At 57.7% G+C, this 15,609-nt stretch carries 15 protein-coding genes; 4 read left to right on the forward strand and 11 right to left on the reverse strand.

Going from position 1 to position 15,609, the window contains the following annotated elements; all coding sequences use genetic code 11:
* Positions 1 to 42: 42 nt before the first annotated feature.
* From ACSVHP_RS13330 to dapA, 5 genes are all read right to left on the reverse strand, one after another.
* A complete protein-coding gene (locus ACSVHP_RS13330; protein WP_447552185.1) occupies positions 43 to 2,019 on the reverse strand; it encodes a tRNA(Met) cytidine acetyltransferase TmcA in 1,977 nt (658 codons plus the stop codon).
* The gene (gene ypfJ, locus ACSVHP_RS13335) at positions 2,020 to 2,889 is read right to left on the reverse strand and encodes a KPN_02809 family neutral zinc metallopeptidase (protein WP_417314698.1); all 870 of its coding nucleotides are present in this window, start codon (positions 2,887 to 2,889) and stop codon (positions 2,020 to 2,022) included. It abuts the gene before it with no gap.
* Between the two features lie 120 nt (positions 2,890 to 3,009).
* On the reverse strand, positions 3,010 to 3,723 hold the full coding sequence (gene purC / locus ACSVHP_RS13340; RefSeq protein ID WP_042320387.1) for a phosphoribosylaminoimidazolesuccinocarboxamide synthase: 714 nt from the start codon (positions 3,721 to 3,723) through the stop codon (positions 3,010 to 3,012).
* Positions 3,724 to 3,831: 108 nt separating this feature from the next.
* On the reverse strand, positions 3,832 to 4,866 hold the full coding sequence (gene bamC, locus ACSVHP_RS13345; RefSeq protein ID WP_234671179.1) for an outer membrane protein assembly factor BamC: 1,035 nt from the start codon (positions 4,864 to 4,866) through the stop codon (positions 3,832 to 3,834).
* Positions 4,867 to 4,882: 16 nt separating this feature from the next.
* The gene (dapA, locus tag ACSVHP_RS13350) at positions 4,883 to 5,761 is read right to left on the reverse strand and encodes a 4-hydroxy-tetrahydrodipicolinate synthase (protein WP_234671190.1); all 879 of its coding nucleotides are present in this window, start codon (positions 5,759 to 5,761) and stop codon (positions 4,883 to 4,885) included.
* A gap of 145 nt (positions 5,762 to 5,906) precedes the next feature.
* Here dapA and ACSVHP_RS13355 point away from each other — a divergent pair, with 145 nt between their 5' ends.
* Together ACSVHP_RS13355 and bcp are read left to right on the forward strand one after the other, a co-directional pair.
* Complete coding sequence (locus ACSVHP_RS13355; RefSeq protein ID WP_417314695.1) at positions 5,907 to 6,476, forward strand: glycine cleavage system transcriptional repressor; 570 nt, start codon at positions 5,907 to 5,909, stop codon at positions 6,474 to 6,476.
* A complete protein-coding gene (bcp, locus tag ACSVHP_RS13360) occupies positions 6,476 to 6,946 on the forward strand; it encodes a thioredoxin-dependent thiol peroxidase (protein ID WP_447552150.1) in 471 nt (156 codons plus the stop codon). The genes ACSVHP_RS13355 and bcp overlap by 1 nt, the downstream gene beginning before the upstream one ends.
* Positions 6,947 to 7,014: 68 nt before the next feature.
* On the opposite strand, the gene ACSVHP_RS13365 is transcribed toward bcp, so the two are convergent.
* Complete coding sequence (locus tag ACSVHP_RS13365) at positions 7,015 to 8,079, reverse strand: AI-2E family transporter (protein WP_234671196.1); 1,065 nt, start codon at positions 8,077 to 8,079, stop codon at positions 7,015 to 7,017.
* Positions 8,080 to 8,300: 221 nt separating this feature from the next.
* Here ACSVHP_RS13365 and bepA point away from each other — a divergent pair, with 221 nt between their 5' ends.
* On the forward strand, positions 8,301 to 9,764 hold the full coding sequence (bepA, locus tag ACSVHP_RS13370; RefSeq protein WP_234671197.1) for a beta-barrel assembly-enhancing protease: 1,464 nt from the start codon (positions 8,301 to 8,303) through the stop codon (positions 9,762 to 9,764).
* A 15-nt stretch (positions 9,765 to 9,779) separates the two neighbouring features.
* Positions 9,780 to 10,136, forward strand: coding sequence for an arsenate reductase (glutaredoxin) (gene arsC / locus ACSVHP_RS13375; RefSeq protein ID WP_234671199.1), 357 nt, complete (start codon positions 9,780 to 9,782; stop codon positions 10,134 to 10,136).
* A gap of 36 nt (positions 10,137 to 10,172) precedes the next feature.
* Here arsC and ACSVHP_RS13380 read toward each other — a convergent pair whose 3' ends face one another.
* From ACSVHP_RS13380 to bglK, 5 genes are all read right to left on the reverse strand, one after another.
* Positions 10,173 to 10,874 carry a DnaA inactivator Hda gene (locus ACSVHP_RS13380; RefSeq protein WP_234671435.1) on the reverse strand — a complete coding sequence of 234 codons (702 nt, stop codon included), beginning with the start codon at positions 10,872 to 10,874 and terminating at the stop codon, positions 10,173 to 10,175.
* Positions 10,875 to 10,969: 95 nt separating this feature from the next.
* Entirely contained in the window at positions 10,970 to 12,259 is a 1,290-nt protein-coding gene (uraA, locus tag ACSVHP_RS13385) for a uracil permease (RefSeq protein ID WP_234671202.1), read from the reverse strand.
* 86 nt (positions 12,260 to 12,345) lie between these two features.
* Positions 12,346 to 12,972, reverse strand: a complete 627-nt coding sequence (gene upp / locus ACSVHP_RS13390) for a uracil phosphoribosyltransferase (RefSeq protein ID WP_008501641.1) — start codon at positions 12,970 to 12,972, stop codon at positions 12,346 to 12,348.
* 226 nt (positions 12,973 to 13,198) lie between these two features.
* Positions 13,199 to 14,629 carry a 6-phospho-beta-glucosidase gene (locus tag ACSVHP_RS13395; protein WP_447552151.1) on the reverse strand — a complete coding sequence of 477 codons (1,431 nt, stop codon included), beginning with the start codon at positions 14,627 to 14,629 and terminating at the stop codon, positions 13,199 to 13,201.
* 10 nt (positions 14,630 to 14,639) lie between these two features.
* Positions 14,640 to 15,533 (reverse strand): beta-glucoside kinase BglK, encoded by an 894-nt coding sequence (gene bglK / locus ACSVHP_RS13400; RefSeq protein ID WP_447552152.1) that lies wholly within the window; start codon positions 15,531 to 15,533, stop codon positions 14,640 to 14,642.
* Between the last annotated feature and the right edge of the window lie 76 nt (positions 15,534 to 15,609).

The raw sequence follows: 15,609 nt of genomic DNA on the forward strand, positions 1-15,609 counted from the left end.
ACGCCTCTCGGGGGTAATGACCATGCCACTTTACTGAAGAAGTCATTGAAAAAATTGCCATTGCAAAACGGTCTCTTCCAGCTGCTGGCAGCGGGTATTATCGAGCGCCGCCAGCATCTGCGCCGCGTCACGCCGCAGCGCCACCAGCAGCGCTTTTCGCCCCGCCAGCCCCAGCCCGGCACAGAGTTCGCTCTCCTCTTTACGCCCCTCGATTCTTCCTCGCAGCGCCGCAGCAGGGGTATCAACCGCCAGCAGCAGACGGGTGAGCGCGGCAACCGAGGTCGGGAACGGTCGGTGGGCAAAGGCAAAACCGGCCAGCTCGAGCCAGTCGTCATCATTAAGGGTAGCTTCCCAGCGATCGTCCACCGGGATCTTTTCGTCATTCCACGCGGATAACACCCGCGCATCCCGACATAAACGCAGATGCTCCTGCTGGCACAGCGCCTGCCCCGCCTCGCTGAGCGGCAGCAGGGCCATCGCCGTGTAGCAGCCGCTGCTGGCCTCACGGTGGCTGCCCATGCGCACCAGCACAAAGCCGCACCGCTGCCAGAAGCGCCACAGCTCGTCGGTATAGCCAAAGCTGACGGAGAGATAATCCTGCGCGGCCTGCCGCTGCGCGCCCCGGATCAGCGCCTGGCCGATCCCTTCCCGCTGCCGAGCGGGGTGAACGGCGACGCGGGTGACGCGCTGGCCTGTGAGGGTTGCCGCCAGCGGAGAGCCGCCGTGCGCCGCCAGCGACTGGGCCACCAGATTGCCGCGCGGACGGCGAAAGCCCGCCCACACCGCACGGCTCAATCCCGCGCTTAATCCGCCCTCTTCCACCTGCCACAGCGCGCCCGCGATGCCGATATCCGTGGCGGCGACGGTAAAATGCTGTCCCGGCGCGTCCATCATCCGGCGCAAATCGAGCGGCGAGGTGCGATAGTGCGCGGCGCTTAACAGCTCATACAGGCTCGCGGTGGGTTCAGACGGGCCAATCCGCACCGCCCCGTCGGGAACCTGGTAGATAGGCGTATCGTCAAACAGCAGCGCATCGGCAATCACGCGCTCCAGCGGGCAGCCCGCCGCCCAGCGGATCGGGTCAGAGAGGGTGAAGCGCTGCAACCCGGCAAACCGGGCGCAAAATTTGAGTAAAAAGCCCCGTCCGGTGCCTTCGTAACCCTGCACCGTGGTGGTGAGCAGCACGCGCGGGAAACGCGCCACCAGGCGTTCCAGAAGCGGGCCGGGAATAGCCGCCGCCTCATCGACAATCAGCCAGTCCGCCTCAACCGAGGAGGCCAGCAGCGCGTCCGGTGCCATAAAGCGGTAGTTATCGCCCGCAAACCGGGCCATCACCTCCGTCGCCCCTTTTGCTGGCGCGGTGACCACGGCCTGCCCGGTCATGCTGTTCAGCAGCATTCCGGCCAGCGCGGACTTACCGCGCCCGCGCGCGGCGGTCACCGCCACCACGCCTGTACGTAACGCTAAAAGCGCATCCAGAATGTCGGCCTGCTCGCGCAGCGGCTCGCCATTTGCGGGCTGCCAGTCGGGTAGCGCAGGCGGGGGAGAAATGTGCAGCGGCTGATGCTGCTGCCACACAATCACGTCAGGATCGGCCGCGAGGGTGCGGCAAAAATGGCGGACAAAACGCGGGGTGGCGATGGGCTCCGCGCTGTCGCTCCAGCGAAGGGAATCGGCGTCCGGCCGTTCAGGCCAGTCGGACAAGGGCGGAACCAACAGCACCAGCAGGCTACCTGCGCGCAGCGTGCCGCTGAGGGCGGCAAAGGCCGACACGTCAAAGCCGCTGCGGGCGTCGAAAATGGCGTGCAGAAACTCACGCCCGAGCAGCGCGCTTAGCGCCTTCGGTGCGCCGTGCGGCTCCACGGGCGCATCATCGCCCACCCACAGCCAGTCTCCGCGCTGCTGCTCGCGCAGGGCAAGCGCCTGCTCCTGCGCCCAGCTCCCGTCACCGCTGACCACCACCAGCCGACGGTGCCCCTTGCGCCGCAGCTCGCTAATCAGACCTTCAAACGGCATCAGTTACAGCGCTTTACCGAAGGTATTGCACTGGTTCGGATCCCCGCTGGCGAAACCGCGCTTAAACCAGCTGTAGCGCTGCTCGGAGGTGCCGTGCGTAAAGCTGTCCGGCACCACGCGGCCCTGGCTTTGCTGTTGCAGACGGTCGTCGCCAATCGCCTGCGCGGCATTCAGCGCCTCTTCTAAATCCCCCGCCTCCAGCACGCCCTGCTGCTGCATGCTGTGGCCCCAGACGCCCGCGAAGCAGTCAGCCTGCAACTCCATGCGTACGGAGAGGCGGTTAACTTCGGTCTGGGAGGCATTTTGCTGAAGCTGGCGCACTTTGGGCTCAATGCCCAACAGTTTTTGTACGTGGTGCCCGACTTCATGCGCAATCACGTAGCCTTGGGCAAAATCGCCGTCGGCGCCCAGCTTGCTTTTCATGTCGTCGTAGAAGGAGAGATCGATATAAACGGTGCTGTCGGCAGGACAGTAAAACGGCCCCATCACCGATTGACCGGTGCCGCATCCGGTGCGGGTTGCGCCACGGTACATCACCAGTTTTGGCTGCTGGTAGGTGCGCCCCATTTTCTCGAAGAGCTGGCTCCAGGTATCTTCCGTGGTCGCGAGGATCACCGAGGTAAACCTGGCCGCTTCATCTTCATTCGGGCTGATAGAGCGCGGAGATTGTTGCTGCTGTTGCAGCGGTTGTCCGGTCATCAGACCGGTGAGATCGACGCCGTAGTAGCCCGCCACCAGCACCACGATCAGCAGAACGATACCGCCCTTCCCGCTCGGTAACCGGAAGCCCGGCCCGCCCATGGAAGGCCCGCCGCCGCCACTGCTGCGTCTGTCTTCTACATTGTCACTTTCACGACGCCCTTGCCAGCGCATAACCACCTCGAACTATTCCATTAATAATAGCTATGATCGTAGGCGGTTAACGGCAAGATTACCATAGGAAACAAAGGTAAGACGCCAAAGGAGTTGGTCATCCTTTGGCGATTGAGGGGCTTAGTCGAGCTTAACGCCTAAACGATGAGCTACCGCTTCGTAGGCTTCAATCAGGCCACCGAGGCTCTGACGGAAACGGTCTTTGTCCATTTTATCGAGGGTTTCTTTGTCCCACAGGCGGCTGCCGTCCGGCGAAAACTCATCGCCCAGCACCACTTCGCCTTTGAACAGACCGAACTCCAGCTTGAAGTCGACCAGGATCAGACCCGCGTCATCAAACAGCTTTTTCAGCACGTCGTTCGCTTTGTAGGTCAGCTCCTGCATACGCGCGAGGTTCTCTTTGCTCACCCAGCCGAAGGTTTCACAGTAGGATTCGTTGACCATCGGGTCGTGCATGGCGTCGTTTTTCAGGAACAGATCGAACAGCGGTGGGTTCAGCTCGATACCTTCTTCAATGCCCAGACGCTTCACCAGGGAGCCAGCGGCGCGGTTACGCACGACACACTCAACCGGAACCATATCCAGTTTTTTCACCAGACATTCCGTGTCGGACAGCAACGCTTCCATCTGGGTTGGAATGCCCGCTTCGGCCAGTTTGGTCATAATGAAGTGGTTGAACTTGTTGTTCACCATGCCTTTACGATCGAACTGCTCAATGCGTGCGCCATCCCCTGCTGACGTATCATTGCGGAATTCGAGCACCAACAGATCCGGGTTTTCCGTGCTGTATACGGTTTTCGCTTTGCCACGATACAACTCAGCTTGCTTCTGCATCTTCATTACTCCTGGTGTGATGATTTGTGTTCAAAACTGAGGATATTATGCCACGCACACGTTTGCGTAGCACTAAAATAAAAAGGGCTGGATTAACCAGCCCTCTTTTTACTTGCTGAATGCAGCCTGGAAGACCGCCACCAGCGCATCGTTCTGCGACTGGGTCAGCGTGTGACCTTTCGGATCGATAAACTGCAAGCTGCTGCGGTTATCGAGGTCACCGACCTGAATTTTGTAATCGCCCGCGGCCAGCCCTGGGTCGCGTGCGCCCAGCTCCTGCCATGCGCTATCGGACAGCGGCTTATAGGTTGCCGTCATGCTGCCCGTTGAACGGGTGCTGTCGGAAACTTTCATGCCCACTTTTTCCAGCGTTGCTGGCAGACGTTGCCAGGTCTGGTTAAACGGCGCACGTACAACCAGCATCGGCAGACCGGTATCATCCGCCGCGCTTTGCACGTCAAAGGTCGCACCGTTGCGATTCTGCGCAGCGTTGGCCGCGTCGGTCGCGTTCTTATCCAGACCCGCCGCGATGACGTTCAGCATTTCGGTGCTGTAGCGCTGCATAGAGGACGGATCGGCAACCGGCTTGCCCGCCTGTTCCAGGTTCAGCAGCTTAACGGTAACCGCCTGCTGATAGCCCTGAGGCTTAACGGAGACTTGATAACGACCACGGTACTGCTGATCTTCATCCAGACGATTCCATTCGACCCAGTCGGTGGAGAGGGTCTGGCTGGCGTCATCGCGCTTCGTAATGGTGTAATTTTTCGCCTGGATAACGCTGACGACCTGTGACCACAGCGAGCTGTTGCGCCCACTTTCAACCAGCAGGGAAGCGGTATCACCGGTGAACTGGGTACGCGCCCCGCTCACCAGCGCCAGAGGCTGTGCTGGCGGACGAATATCGAGCGCTTTACCGACCTGACCGCTACCGTTGGTCACGGGAATATTGTAATCGCCATTCTGGATCGGCAGGATCATGCCGGCCGGCGCGTGAAGTTCAGCAAGCGGCGCCGCATCCAGATAGGATTCATCACCGCTCACCTGGCGCTTGTAGCGCGAGTCTGAACTACAGGCAGCGAGCAGCATAATAAGCGAAACACCCGCAACCTTCGCCAGGCGCGACTTCTGTACTGAATAAGCCATCAAATCTCCCTAAACTTTACAGCAAACCGGCATGTTTCAGCGCGCCAGCGACGATGTCACGACCGTGGTCGGTAATCGGTGTCATTGGCAGACGCAACGTATCGGTTGCTACAAGTCCCAATTCCTTACAAGCCCATTTCACTGGGATCGGATTGGGTTCGACAAATAATTTATTGTGCAACGGCATCAGACGTTGATTGATTACGCGAGCTTCGTCGAAATGACCGGCCGCAGCCAGTTTGCACATTTCGGCCATATCACGCGCCGCCACGTTTGAGGTGACGGAAATCACGCCATGACCACCAAGCTGCATGAAGTCCAGCGCAGTCGCATCATCGCCACTGAGCAGGATAAAGTCATCTGAAACCAGCTCTTTGATCTGATGAACGCGACTTAAGTTCCCGGTTGCTTCTTTGATCCCGATAATATTTTTTACTTTCGAGAGGCGACCAACGGTTTCCGGCAGCATATCGCAGCCGGTACGGGACGGCACATTATACAGAATTTGTGGCAAGTCAGTATGTTCAGCGATGGCTTTGAAATGCTGGAACAGACCTTCCTGGGTAGGACGGTTGTAATAAGGGGTGACCGTCAGACAGCCGACAATGCCGCTGTCGTTAAAACGTTGGGTCAGGCTGATGGCTTCTGCGGTGGCGTTTGCCCCGGTTCCTGCGATGACCGGAATACGCCCGTCGGCCAGCTCCAGGGTCAGCATCACCACGTCGCCGTGCTCTTCGTGGCTCAGCGTTGCGGATTCACCGGTAGTCCCTACCGAAACGATCGCCGAGGTTCCATTGGCGACATGATAATCAATCAGCTTTTTCATGCTGGACCGGCAGACATTACCTTTTTCATCCATCGGTGTAACAAGCGCGACAATACTTCCCGTAAACATGGGCCATCCTCTGTGCGAACAAGAGCCTCAATGTTACGTTTGGAACTGTAATAAAAGCAAGCGACCTGAGGCTCTCAGGCGGTTGTATGCATGTTTTTTTTATGCTTTCCTTAGGAAGACTTAACCACGCAAAGGAAGAACAGGTTTGACAACCTCATCACAACATTACCTGGTTATCACTGCGCTGGGTGCTGACAGGCCGGGTATCGTGAACACCATCACCCGCCACGTGAGCAGCTGCGGCTGCAATATCGAAGACAGCCGCCTGGCTATGCTGGGTGAAGAGTTCACATTTATTATGCTGCTTTCCGGGTCATGGAACGCCATTACGCTCATTGAATCTACCCTTCCGCTTAAAGGCGCGGAGCTGGATTTGCTGATCGTGATGAAACGGACCACCGCTCGCCCGCGTCCGGCGATGCCTGCGAGCGTCTGGGTACAGGTTGAAGTCCCCGATTCACCGCATCTTATCGAACGTTTTACCGCGCTGTTTGACAGCCATGACATGAACATTGCCGAACTGGTTTCGCGCACGCAACCCGGGGACGAGAGCACGCTTCCTACGCTGTTTATTCAGATTACCGCGCACAGCCCTGCCTCGCAGGATGCCTCAAATATCGAGCAAGCGTTTAAAGCCCTCTGTACAGAATTAAACGCGCAGGGCAGTATAAGCGTCGTCGATTATTCTCAGCATGAACAGGATGGAGTTGATTAATGAATCCACTGAAAGCCGGTGACATCGCACCGAAATTTAGCCTGCCGGATCAGGACGGCGAGCAAGTAAATTTGACCGACTTCCAGGGACAGCGTGTTCTGGTTTATTTCTATCCGAAAGCCATGACGCCGGGCTGTACCGTACAGGCCTGCGGTTTACGCGACAACATGGACGAGTTGAAAAAAGCGGGTGTTGAAGTGCTGGGTATCAGCACCGACAAATCAGAGAAGCTGTCACGTTTCGCGGAAAAAGAGCTGCTGAACTTTACGCTGCTTTCCGATGAAGACCATCAGGTCTGCGAGCAGTTTGGCGTCTGGGGCGAGAAGTCCTTCATGGGCAAAACCTACGACGGCATTCACCGCATCAGCTTCCTGATCGACGCCGACGGCAAAATTGAGTATGTGTTTGATGATTTCAAAACCAGCAATCACCACGACGTGGTGTTGAACTGGCTGAAGCAGAGCGCCTGATAAACATCACGCTTCCCCCCTCTCCCCGTGGGAGAGGGCCGGGGTGAGGGCATCAGACCGCACAAACCCTACTTCTCTTCCACCGCCGGGACATCCGGCCATGCGTGAACCACCGCTTTAATCAGCGTGGCCAGCGGAATGGCAAAGAACACGCCCCAGAATCCCCACAGCCCGCCGAAAATCACCACCGACAGAATAATCACCAGCGGATGCAGGTTAACCGCTTCCGAGAACAGCACCGGCACCAGCAGGTTGCCGTCCAGCCCCTGAATAATCAGATATACCGCGAAGCAGCTCCAGAACTCCGTGCCCAAGCCGAACTGGAACAGCGCGACCCCGATAACAGGAATGGTCACCACAAACGCGCCGATATAGGGGATAAGCACCGACAGCCCCACCAGCACCGCCAGCAGCAGCGAATAGTTCAGCCCGAAGATCAGGAAGCCAATCCAGGTGGCAACGCCCACCACAATCATCTCCAGCACCTTGCCGCGAATGTAGTTGGTGATCTGCTGGTTCATCTCTTCCCACACCTGCCCAGCCAGACCGCGATTGCGCGGCAGGATGCGCCGCACGGCGTTGAGCATCTGCTCTTTGTCTTTGACCAGGAAGAAAACCATTAGCGGCACCAGTACCAGATAGACCGCCAGCGTCAGCAGCCCGACCAGCGAGGCCAGGGAGTATTTCACTACCGAATCGCCCATCGTCATGATGCGGGCGCGCATGTTTTCCGCCATCGCGTCGATAATGCCCGCATCCATCAGCGCCGGATAACGGCGCGGCAGCGTGGCGGCAAAATCGGAGAGCTTGTTTAACATGCCCGGCATGTCGCGGATCAGGTAAATCCCCTGCTGCCAGGCTATTGGCATCACCACGAACGACATCAGCAGCAGAATGCCGACAAATAGCACCAGCACAATGCTGGTCGCCCAGCGGCGGGAGCAGCCGATGTGCTCAAGACGCGCCGTTGGCCACTCCAGCAGATAGGCCAGCACGATAGCCACCAGCAGCGGCGCGAGCAGGCCGCTAAAGAAGAAAAGGATGCCGAATCCGGCAACCAGTATAACCAGCAGCGCTATGGCTTCCGGATCGCTAAAACGACGCCGATACCACTGCATTAACATTTCGAGCATACATCCCTTCCCTGAATCTGACGGCTGTAGAGCAAACGGGAATTGTATCTAACTGTCACAAAAAAGACTTTCGCTTTTTGTATCGCTGTAACGATCCGTAAAAGCCTGATGAATGGGATTTTCTTCATGCGGCAACACGGCTACACTCGCAGAGCAGTCGGGATGAACGATATACGGGTTCGTCGGTCAAATTAGCACATCCAACATACAGGACAGTGGTTATGTTCAGGCAGTTGAGAAAAACACTGGTTGCGACACTTATCGCCGCGCTGACGGTGGGTCAGGTCATGCCTGCTTTTGCTGACTCTTCCGATAACCTGCCGGATATGGGCACCTCAGCAGGAAGCACGCTCTCCATCGGCCAGGAGATGCAGATGGGGGATTACTACGTGCGCCAGCTGCGCGGTAGTGCGCCTCTGATCAATGACCCCCTTCTGGTGCAGTACATTAACGGCCTCGGGATGCGCCTGGTTGCTCACGCCAACTCGGTGAAGACCCCTTTCCACTTCTATTTGATCAATAACGACGAGATTAACGCCTTCGCCTTCTTCGGCGGCAACGTGGTGCTGCACTCGGCGTTATTCCGCTACTCCGATAACGAAAGCCAGCTGGCGTCGGTGATGGCGCACGAAATTTCCCACGTCACCCAGCGCCACCTCGCTCGTGCGATGGAAGACCAAAAGCGCAACGCGCCGCTGACCTGGGTTGGCGCGCTGGGTTCGATTTTACTGGCGATGGCCAGCCCGCAGGCGGGGATGGCGGCGCTGACCGGTACGCTCGCGGGCACGCGTCAGGGGATGATCAGCTTTACCCAGCAGAACGAGCAGGAGGCTGACCGTATCGGCATTCAGGTTTTACAGCGCTCGGGCTTTGATCCGCAGGCGATGCCGACCTTCCTTGAAAAACTGCTCGATCAGGCGCGCTACTCCTCGCGTCCGCCTGAAATTCTGTTGACCCACCCGCTGCCGGAAAGCCGCCTGTCGGACGCGCGTAACCGTGCCAACCAGATGCGTCCGGTGGTGGTGCAATCGTCGCAGGATTTCTATCTGGCGAAGGTGAGAACGCTCGGGATGTACAACTCCGGGCGGAACCAGCTCACCAGCGATCTGCTGGACGCGCTGGCAAAAGGCAACGTGCGCGAGAAAAATGCCGCGCAGTACGGCCAGGCGCTTCAGGCGATGGAAACCAGCAAATACGATGAGGCGCGCAAATCGCTGCAACCGCTGCTTTCCGCAGAGCCGAACAATCCCTGGTATCTCGACCTGGCTACCGATATCGATCTGGGGCAGAAAAAGGCGAACGATGCCATTAACCGCCTGAAAAATGCCAAAGACCTGCGTAATAACCCGGTGTTGCAGCTTAACCTGGCGAACGCCTACTTGCAGGGCGGCCAGCCGGGCGAAGCGGCCAACATCCTGAACCGCTACACGTTCAATAATAAAGACGATCAAAACGGCTGGGATCTGCTGGCGCAGGCCGAAGCGCAGCTGGGGAATCGCGATCAGGAGCTAGCGGCGCGCGCGGAAGGCTTTGCGCTGGTCGGCCGCCTCGATCAGGCGATCTCTATGCTGAGCAGCGCGAGCGCCCAGGTGAAGCTTGGCAGCCTGCAACAGGCGCGCTACGACGCCCGTATCGATCAGCTGCGCGGATTGCAGCAGCGCTTTAAGCCGTACGAGAAGATGTAATTAAGGAGAGATGTGATGACAGACGCGGTAAAAATCTACCATAACCCTCGCTGCTCGAAGAGCCGCGATACCCTGAGCCTGCTGAAGTCTAACGGCGTCGAGCCGGAGGTGGTGCTCTACCTGGAGACCCCGCCCGATGCGCAGACGATCAAAGCACTGCTGAAGATGCTGGAAATGGGCAGCGCGCGCGAGCTGATGCGCCAGAAAGAAGATCTGTATAAATCGTTAAATCTGGCTGATTCGCACCTGAGCGAAGAGCAGCTGATTCAGGCGATGGTAGACAATCCGAAGCTGATCGAGCGCCCGATTGTAGTGGCGAACGGTAAAGCGCGTATCGGTCGTCCGCCGGAAGATGTGCTGGAAATTTTATAAGCGTGTTGCCCGGTTGCGAAGGCTTACCGGGCACAATCAGAGTTTCAGAATATCTTTCACAAACGGAATGGTCAGCTTGCGCTGTGCGGTGATGGAGGCGCGATCGAGCTGATCGAGCGTATCGAAGAGCGTGCGCATTTCCCTGTCCAGACGCTTGAGCAAAAAGCGACCCACGTCTTCCGGCAGTTCAAACCCGCGCAGTCTTGCCCGCAGCTGTAGCGCCTGAAGCTTGTCTTCATCCGACAGCGGTTGCAGCTTGTAAATTTGCCCCCAGTCCAGACGCGACGCCAGATCCGGCAGGCCCAGGTTGAGCTGGCGCGGCGGACGATCGCCGGTGATCAGCAACCGGGTTTTCCCCGATTCCAGAATGCGGTTGTAGAGATTGAACATCGCCATTTCCCACGGCTCATCTCCCGCGACGCATTCGATATTATCGATGCAGACCAGCGAGAGCTGTTCCATGCCGTCGAGCACTTCCGGTACAAACCAGGTGCGTTTATCCAGCGGCACATAGCCTACCGCGTCACCGCGCGCCGAGAGTTCTGCGCAGGCGGCGTGCAGCAGGTGGCTGCGTCCCGCGCCTTCGCGTGACCAGATATAAATGTATCCGCTGTGATCCTGGCGCAGCACGTTTTGCAGTGCAGCCAGTAAAGAGGGGTTATCACCCGGCCAGAAACTCGCGAAAGTTTCGTCGTCAGGTAGATAAAGTGGCAGAGAGAGCTGTGCCGGTCCGTTCAGAAATACCTCAACCAGATCTTACGTAAAATCGGAACGGAGTTTAACACGGAACCTGCGAGGTGAGAAACGGGTGGATCGTCCACCCGGTTTGTCGATCAATGTGGCGTTTTGTCGCTCTCTTCTGCGTCCAGCACTACCTCTTCCGGGCGCAGCACGGAGATCAGCTTGAAGATCAGGCTCAGGCCCACGCCAACGATGGTCGCCAGCGCCATGCCCTTCAGCTCTGCGGCACCGATGTGAACTTTTGCGCCGCTCACGCCGATGATCAGGATAACCGAGGTCAGGATCAGGTTTTGCGCTTTGCTGTAATCCACTTTGGATTCAATCAGCACGCGAATACCGGACGCGCCGATCACCCCGTACAGCAGCAGAGAAACGCCGCCCATCACCGGCACCGGGATAATCTGGATAGCCGCCGCCAGTTTGCCCACGCACGAGAGCAGAATGGCGATGATCGCCGCGCCGCCGATCACCCAAGTGCTATAGACGCGGGTGATGGCCATTACGCCGATGTTCTCACCGTAGGTGGTGTTTGGCGTGGAGCCGAAGAAACCGGAGATAATCGTTGAGAGGCCGTTAGCAAACATGGAGCGGTGCAGCCCCGGGTCGCGGATCAGGTCGCGCTTCACGATGTTCGCCGTCACCACCAGGTGACCAACGTGCTCGGCAATCACCACCAGCGCGGCAGGCAGAATCGTGAAAATAGCGAACCATTCAAAGCGCGGGGTGTAGAAGGTTGGCAGCGCGAACCAGTGCGCCTGCGCGATTGGGGTGGTATCCACAACGCCCATCGCGAAGGAGAGCGCATAGCCCGCCAGCACGCCGATCAGGATCGGGATAATCGCCATAAAGCCGCGGAACAGCACCGAGCCAAACACCGTTACGCCCAGCGTCACCAGCGAGATGATAATGGTTTTGGAATCCGCTGATTGTCCGTCAGCAGGCAGCAGACCGGCCATGTTCGCCGCCACGCCCGCCAGCTCAAGACCGATGACGGCAACGATTGCGCCCATCGCCGCAGGCGGGAACATCACGTCCAGCCAGCCCGTCCCCGCTTTCTTGACGATGAAAGAGACCAGGCAGAACAGCACGCCGCACATGATAAAGCCGCCCAGCGCCACTTCATATCCTAACGGCAGCAGCAGCAGTACCGGCGAGATAAAGGCAAAGCTTGAACCCAGATAGGCCGGGATTTTGCCCTTACAGATAAAGAGATACAGCAGCGTACCGACGCCGTTAAACAGCAGCACGGTAGCCGGGTTAATGTGAAACAGGATTGGCACCAGCACGGTTGCGCCAAACATGGCGAACAGGTGCTGCAAACTAAGCGGGATTGTCTGTAAAAGCGGCGGTCTTTCACTCACCCCGATAGCACGGCGCGTCATAGTGTTTTCCTTTAAGTTGGGGGTTGGTTGTGTTTTTATTCAAAAAAAAGCCGACTATCAAAGTCGGCTCTTTTATCGTTATTCGATTATTTGGTACCAAAAATCTTATCGCCGGCATCGCCCAGCCCCGGGATGATGTACCCGTGCTCGTTCAGCCCCTGGTCGATAGATGCGGTATAGAGTTCTACATCCGGGTGCGCTTTTTCCAGCGCGGCGATCCCTTCAGGCGCAGCCACCAGAACCAGCACTTTAATGCTGCTGCATCCCGCTTTTTTCAGCAGGTCGATGGTGGCAATCATTGAACCGCCGGTCGCGAGCATCGGGTCAACCACCAGCGCCATACGCTCGTCGATGTTAGAGACCAGCTTCTGGAAGTACGGCACCGGCTCCAGCGTTTCTTCATTACGGTAGATACCCACCACGCTGATACGCGCACTCGGTACGTGCTCCAGCACGCCTTCCATCATGCCCAGACCCGCACGCAGGATTGGCACAACGGTAATTTTTTTACCTTTGATCTGCTCAACCTGTACCGGGCCGTTCCAGCCTTCGATGGTGACTTTTTCAGTTTCCAGATCGGAGGTCGCTTCGTAGGTCAGCAGGCTGCCAACTTCAGAAGCCAGTTCGCGAAAACGCTTCGTGCTGATGTCATGCTCACGCATCAGGCCCAGCTTGTGTTTAACGAGTGGGTGTTTCACTTCAACAATCTTCATTTTCTTTCTCCTCTGAGGCGGCAACCGCAAAAAAATCGCGGGATTATACCGCTTTTTTCGGATTAGGCCATACCCATCTTGCTTGACTACGATCAATCAAAATGGTTTAGAGGTAAAAAAAACCGGAGGCTGGCTCCGGCTTTGGTGCGGCGTTTTGCCCGGTGGCGCTGCGCTTACACGGGCCTACGGACAGTGTAGGTCGGGTAAGCGCAGCGCCACCCGACAATTACAGGTTATCGCCGTTGCTCGCAATCACCTGCTTATACCAGTCAAACGACTTCTTCTTGCTGCGCGCCAGCGTGCCGTTGCCCTCGTTGTCTTTATCCACATAGATAAAGCCGTAGCGTTTTTTCATTTCGCCGGTTCCAGCGGAGACCAGATCGATACAGCCCCACGGGGTGTAGCCCATCAGATCCACGCCATCTTCCACCACCGCTTTTTTCATTTCGCGGATGTGGGCGGAGAGATAATCAATGCGGTACTGGTCGTTCACCGTGCCGTCGCTCTCCTGCACGTCGATCGCGCCAAAGCCGTTTTCCACGATAAACAGCGGCAGCTGGTAATGATCCCAGAACCAGTTAAGGGAGTAGCGCAGCCCCACCGGGTCAATCTGCCAGCCCCAGTCGGATTTCTGCACGTAAGGGTTAGAGACCAGGCTCTTGCTCTCGTCGTAGTCCAGCGTCGGGTTGTCCGCCGTCGCTTTGGTGGCGAAGGACATGTAATAGCTGAAACCGATGTAATCGACGCAGCCCTGGGTCAGCGCAATTTTATCTTCTTCGGTGATATCCAGCTCAAAACCGCGGCGCTCAAAGTAGTTAAGCAGATGCTGCGGATATTTGCCGCGCACGTGAACGTCGGTAAACCAGTAGCGGCGATGCATGGCGTTCATCGCCATCATCATATCGTCCGGCGCGCAGGTCAGCGGATAGATTGGGCACATGGCAATCATGCAGCCGATGCGCAGGGACGGGTTAATTTCGCGCCCGGCCTTCACCGCCAGCGCGCTTGCCACCAGCTCGTAGTGCGCCGCCTGGAACATCACCGGCTCGCGATCTTCGCCCGGTTCATACTTCAGCCCGGAGTTGGTGAACGGCGCGAAATCTTCGTGGAAGTTGGCCTGGTTGTTGATCTCGTTAAAGGTCATCCAGTACTTCACTTTATGCTGGTAGCGTTTGAACACCACCTCGGCGAAACGCACGAAAAAGTCGATCAGCTTGCGGTTGCGCCAGCCGCCGTATTCGGTCACCAGATGGAACGGCATCTCGAAGTGGGAGAGCGTAATAACCGGCTCAATCCCGTGCTTCAGGCACTCGTCGAACAGATCGTCGTAGAACTTCAGGCCTGCCTCGTTTGGCTCCTGCTCGTCCCCGTTCGGGAAAATGCGCGTCCAGGCAATAGAGGTGCGGAAGCATTTAAAGCCCATTTCGGCAAACAGGCGGATGTCTTCTTTATAGCGATGGTAAAAGTCGATGGCGTCGTGGTTCGGATAGTTTTTACCGGGCAGCACACCGTTGGTGATTTCGCGCGGAACGCCGTGCGCGCCGGCGGTCATCACGTCGGCGACGCTCACCCCTTTACCGCCCTCTTTCCAGCCGCCTTCCAGCTGATGCGCGGCTACCGCACCGCCCCACAGAAAACCTTCTTTGAATCCTGACATACTCTTTCCCTCATTCAATGTTGCTGATTGCTGACGGATACTGCTGTCTGAAATGGTAAACCGCGCCAATCAGTCCGGCGCTGTTGCCGTGGCTTGCGGCATCGGCAATATCGGCAATGCCAAACCACGCAAGATGGCTGCGAAGCAGATCCATAAATCCCGGACGCTCGGCAATGCCGCCGCCGATTAAAATGGTTTCGGGATCGAAAATATTCGCGAGGTTGTATAGCCCTGACGCAATGCCGTTAAGAAAATCGTCGACCAGGCGGTGGCATACGGCATCGCCCGCGTCGTAGCCGTCAAAAATGGCCTCGCCGGTGACCGCCTCAAGCGCCAGTCCGTGGTAATCGGCATATCGCTTGCGAAGCGTGCGCAGCGTACAGTTTTCATTCATGGAGTGGCTTGCCACCCGGCGAGAGTCGGCCCGCCCGGTGAGCATGTAGCCAAATTCCCCGGCACGAAAACGCGCGCCGTGAACCAGCTGGCCGTTGCAGAAGATGGCGCCGCCGATTCCGGTGCCGATGGTCAGCACCAGAAAATTATCCAGCCCGGCCGCTTTGCCCTGCCAGCGCTCGGCGAGCAGCACGCAGTTGGCGTCATTTTCTACGGTGACCGGTAGCCCCGTCCGGTCAGCGAGCCACTCCTGCATCGCGAAGTTATCGAAGCGGCGAATAGCGCCGCCCATCTCGATAAAGCCGGTATGGGGATTAACGTAGCCCGGCGCGCTGATGGCGATGCCCCGGGCCTCCGGGTGACGCGCCACCCAGCTGAGGATTGCTGAAAGAATGGCATCGCCGTCGCTATCATTAATGGCGGCTTTACCCGTGTGCAGCAGCTCGCCCTGCGTGGTTGCGATGCCCATTTTTAACGCGGTGCCACCAATGTCGAATGCGGCAACTTTCATCTTTGTCATCCCTCCCGAATGAACTGAAACCGGTTTCAGTTGCATGATGTGCATTCGCTAAATGGCTTGCAAGCGA

It is taken from the genome of Enterobacter sp. 186315 (assembly GCF_053290175.1).

What these genes read in the sequence shown, in the direction of transcription:
- purC (WP_042320387.1), bottom strand. Translation starts at nt 3,723, where the DNA reads ATGCAGAAGCAAGCTGAGTTGTATCGTGGCAAAGCGAAAACCGTATAC.
- ACSVHP_RS13395 (WP_447552151.1), bottom strand. Translation starts at nt 14,629, where the DNA reads ATGTCAGGATTCAAAGAAGGTTTTCTGTGGGGCGGTGCGGTAGCCGCG.
- arsC (WP_234671199.1), top strand. Translation starts at nt 9,780, where the DNA reads ATGACAGACGCGGTAAAAATCTACCATAACCCTCGCTGCTCGAAGAGC.
- uraA (WP_234671202.1), bottom strand. Translation starts at nt 12,259, where the DNA reads ATGACGCGCCGTGCTATCGGGGTGAGTGAAAGACCGCCGCTTTTACAG.
- bamC (WP_234671179.1), bottom strand. Translation starts at nt 4,866, where the DNA reads ATGGCTTATTCAGTACAGAAGTCGCGCCTGGCGAAGGTTGCGGGTGTT.
- ACSVHP_RS13365 (WP_234671196.1), bottom strand. Translation starts at nt 8,079, where the DNA reads ATGCTCGAAATGTTAATGCAGTGGTATCGGCGTCGTTTTAGCGATCCG.
- bglK (WP_447552152.1), bottom strand. Translation starts at nt 15,533, where the DNA reads ATGAAAGTTGCCGCATTCGACATTGGTGGCACCGCGTTAAAAATGGGC.
- bepA (WP_234671197.1), top strand. Translation starts at nt 8,301, where the DNA reads ATGTTCAGGCAGTTGAGAAAAACACTGGTTGCGACACTTATCGCCGCG.
- upp (WP_008501641.1), bottom strand. Translation starts at nt 12,972, where the DNA reads ATGAAGATTGTTGAAGTGAAACACCCACTCGTTAAACACAAGCTGGGC.
- bcp (WP_447552150.1), top strand. Translation starts at nt 6,476, where the DNA reads ATGAATCCACTGAAAGCCGGTGACATCGCACCGAAATTTAGCCTGCCG.
- ypfJ (WP_417314698.1), bottom strand. Translation starts at nt 2,889, where the DNA reads ATGCGCTGGCAAGGGCGTCGTGAAAGTGACAATGTAGAAGACAGACGC.
- dapA (WP_234671190.1), bottom strand. Translation starts at nt 5,761, where the DNA reads ATGTTTACGGGAAGTATTGTCGCGCTTGTTACACCGATGGATGAAAAA.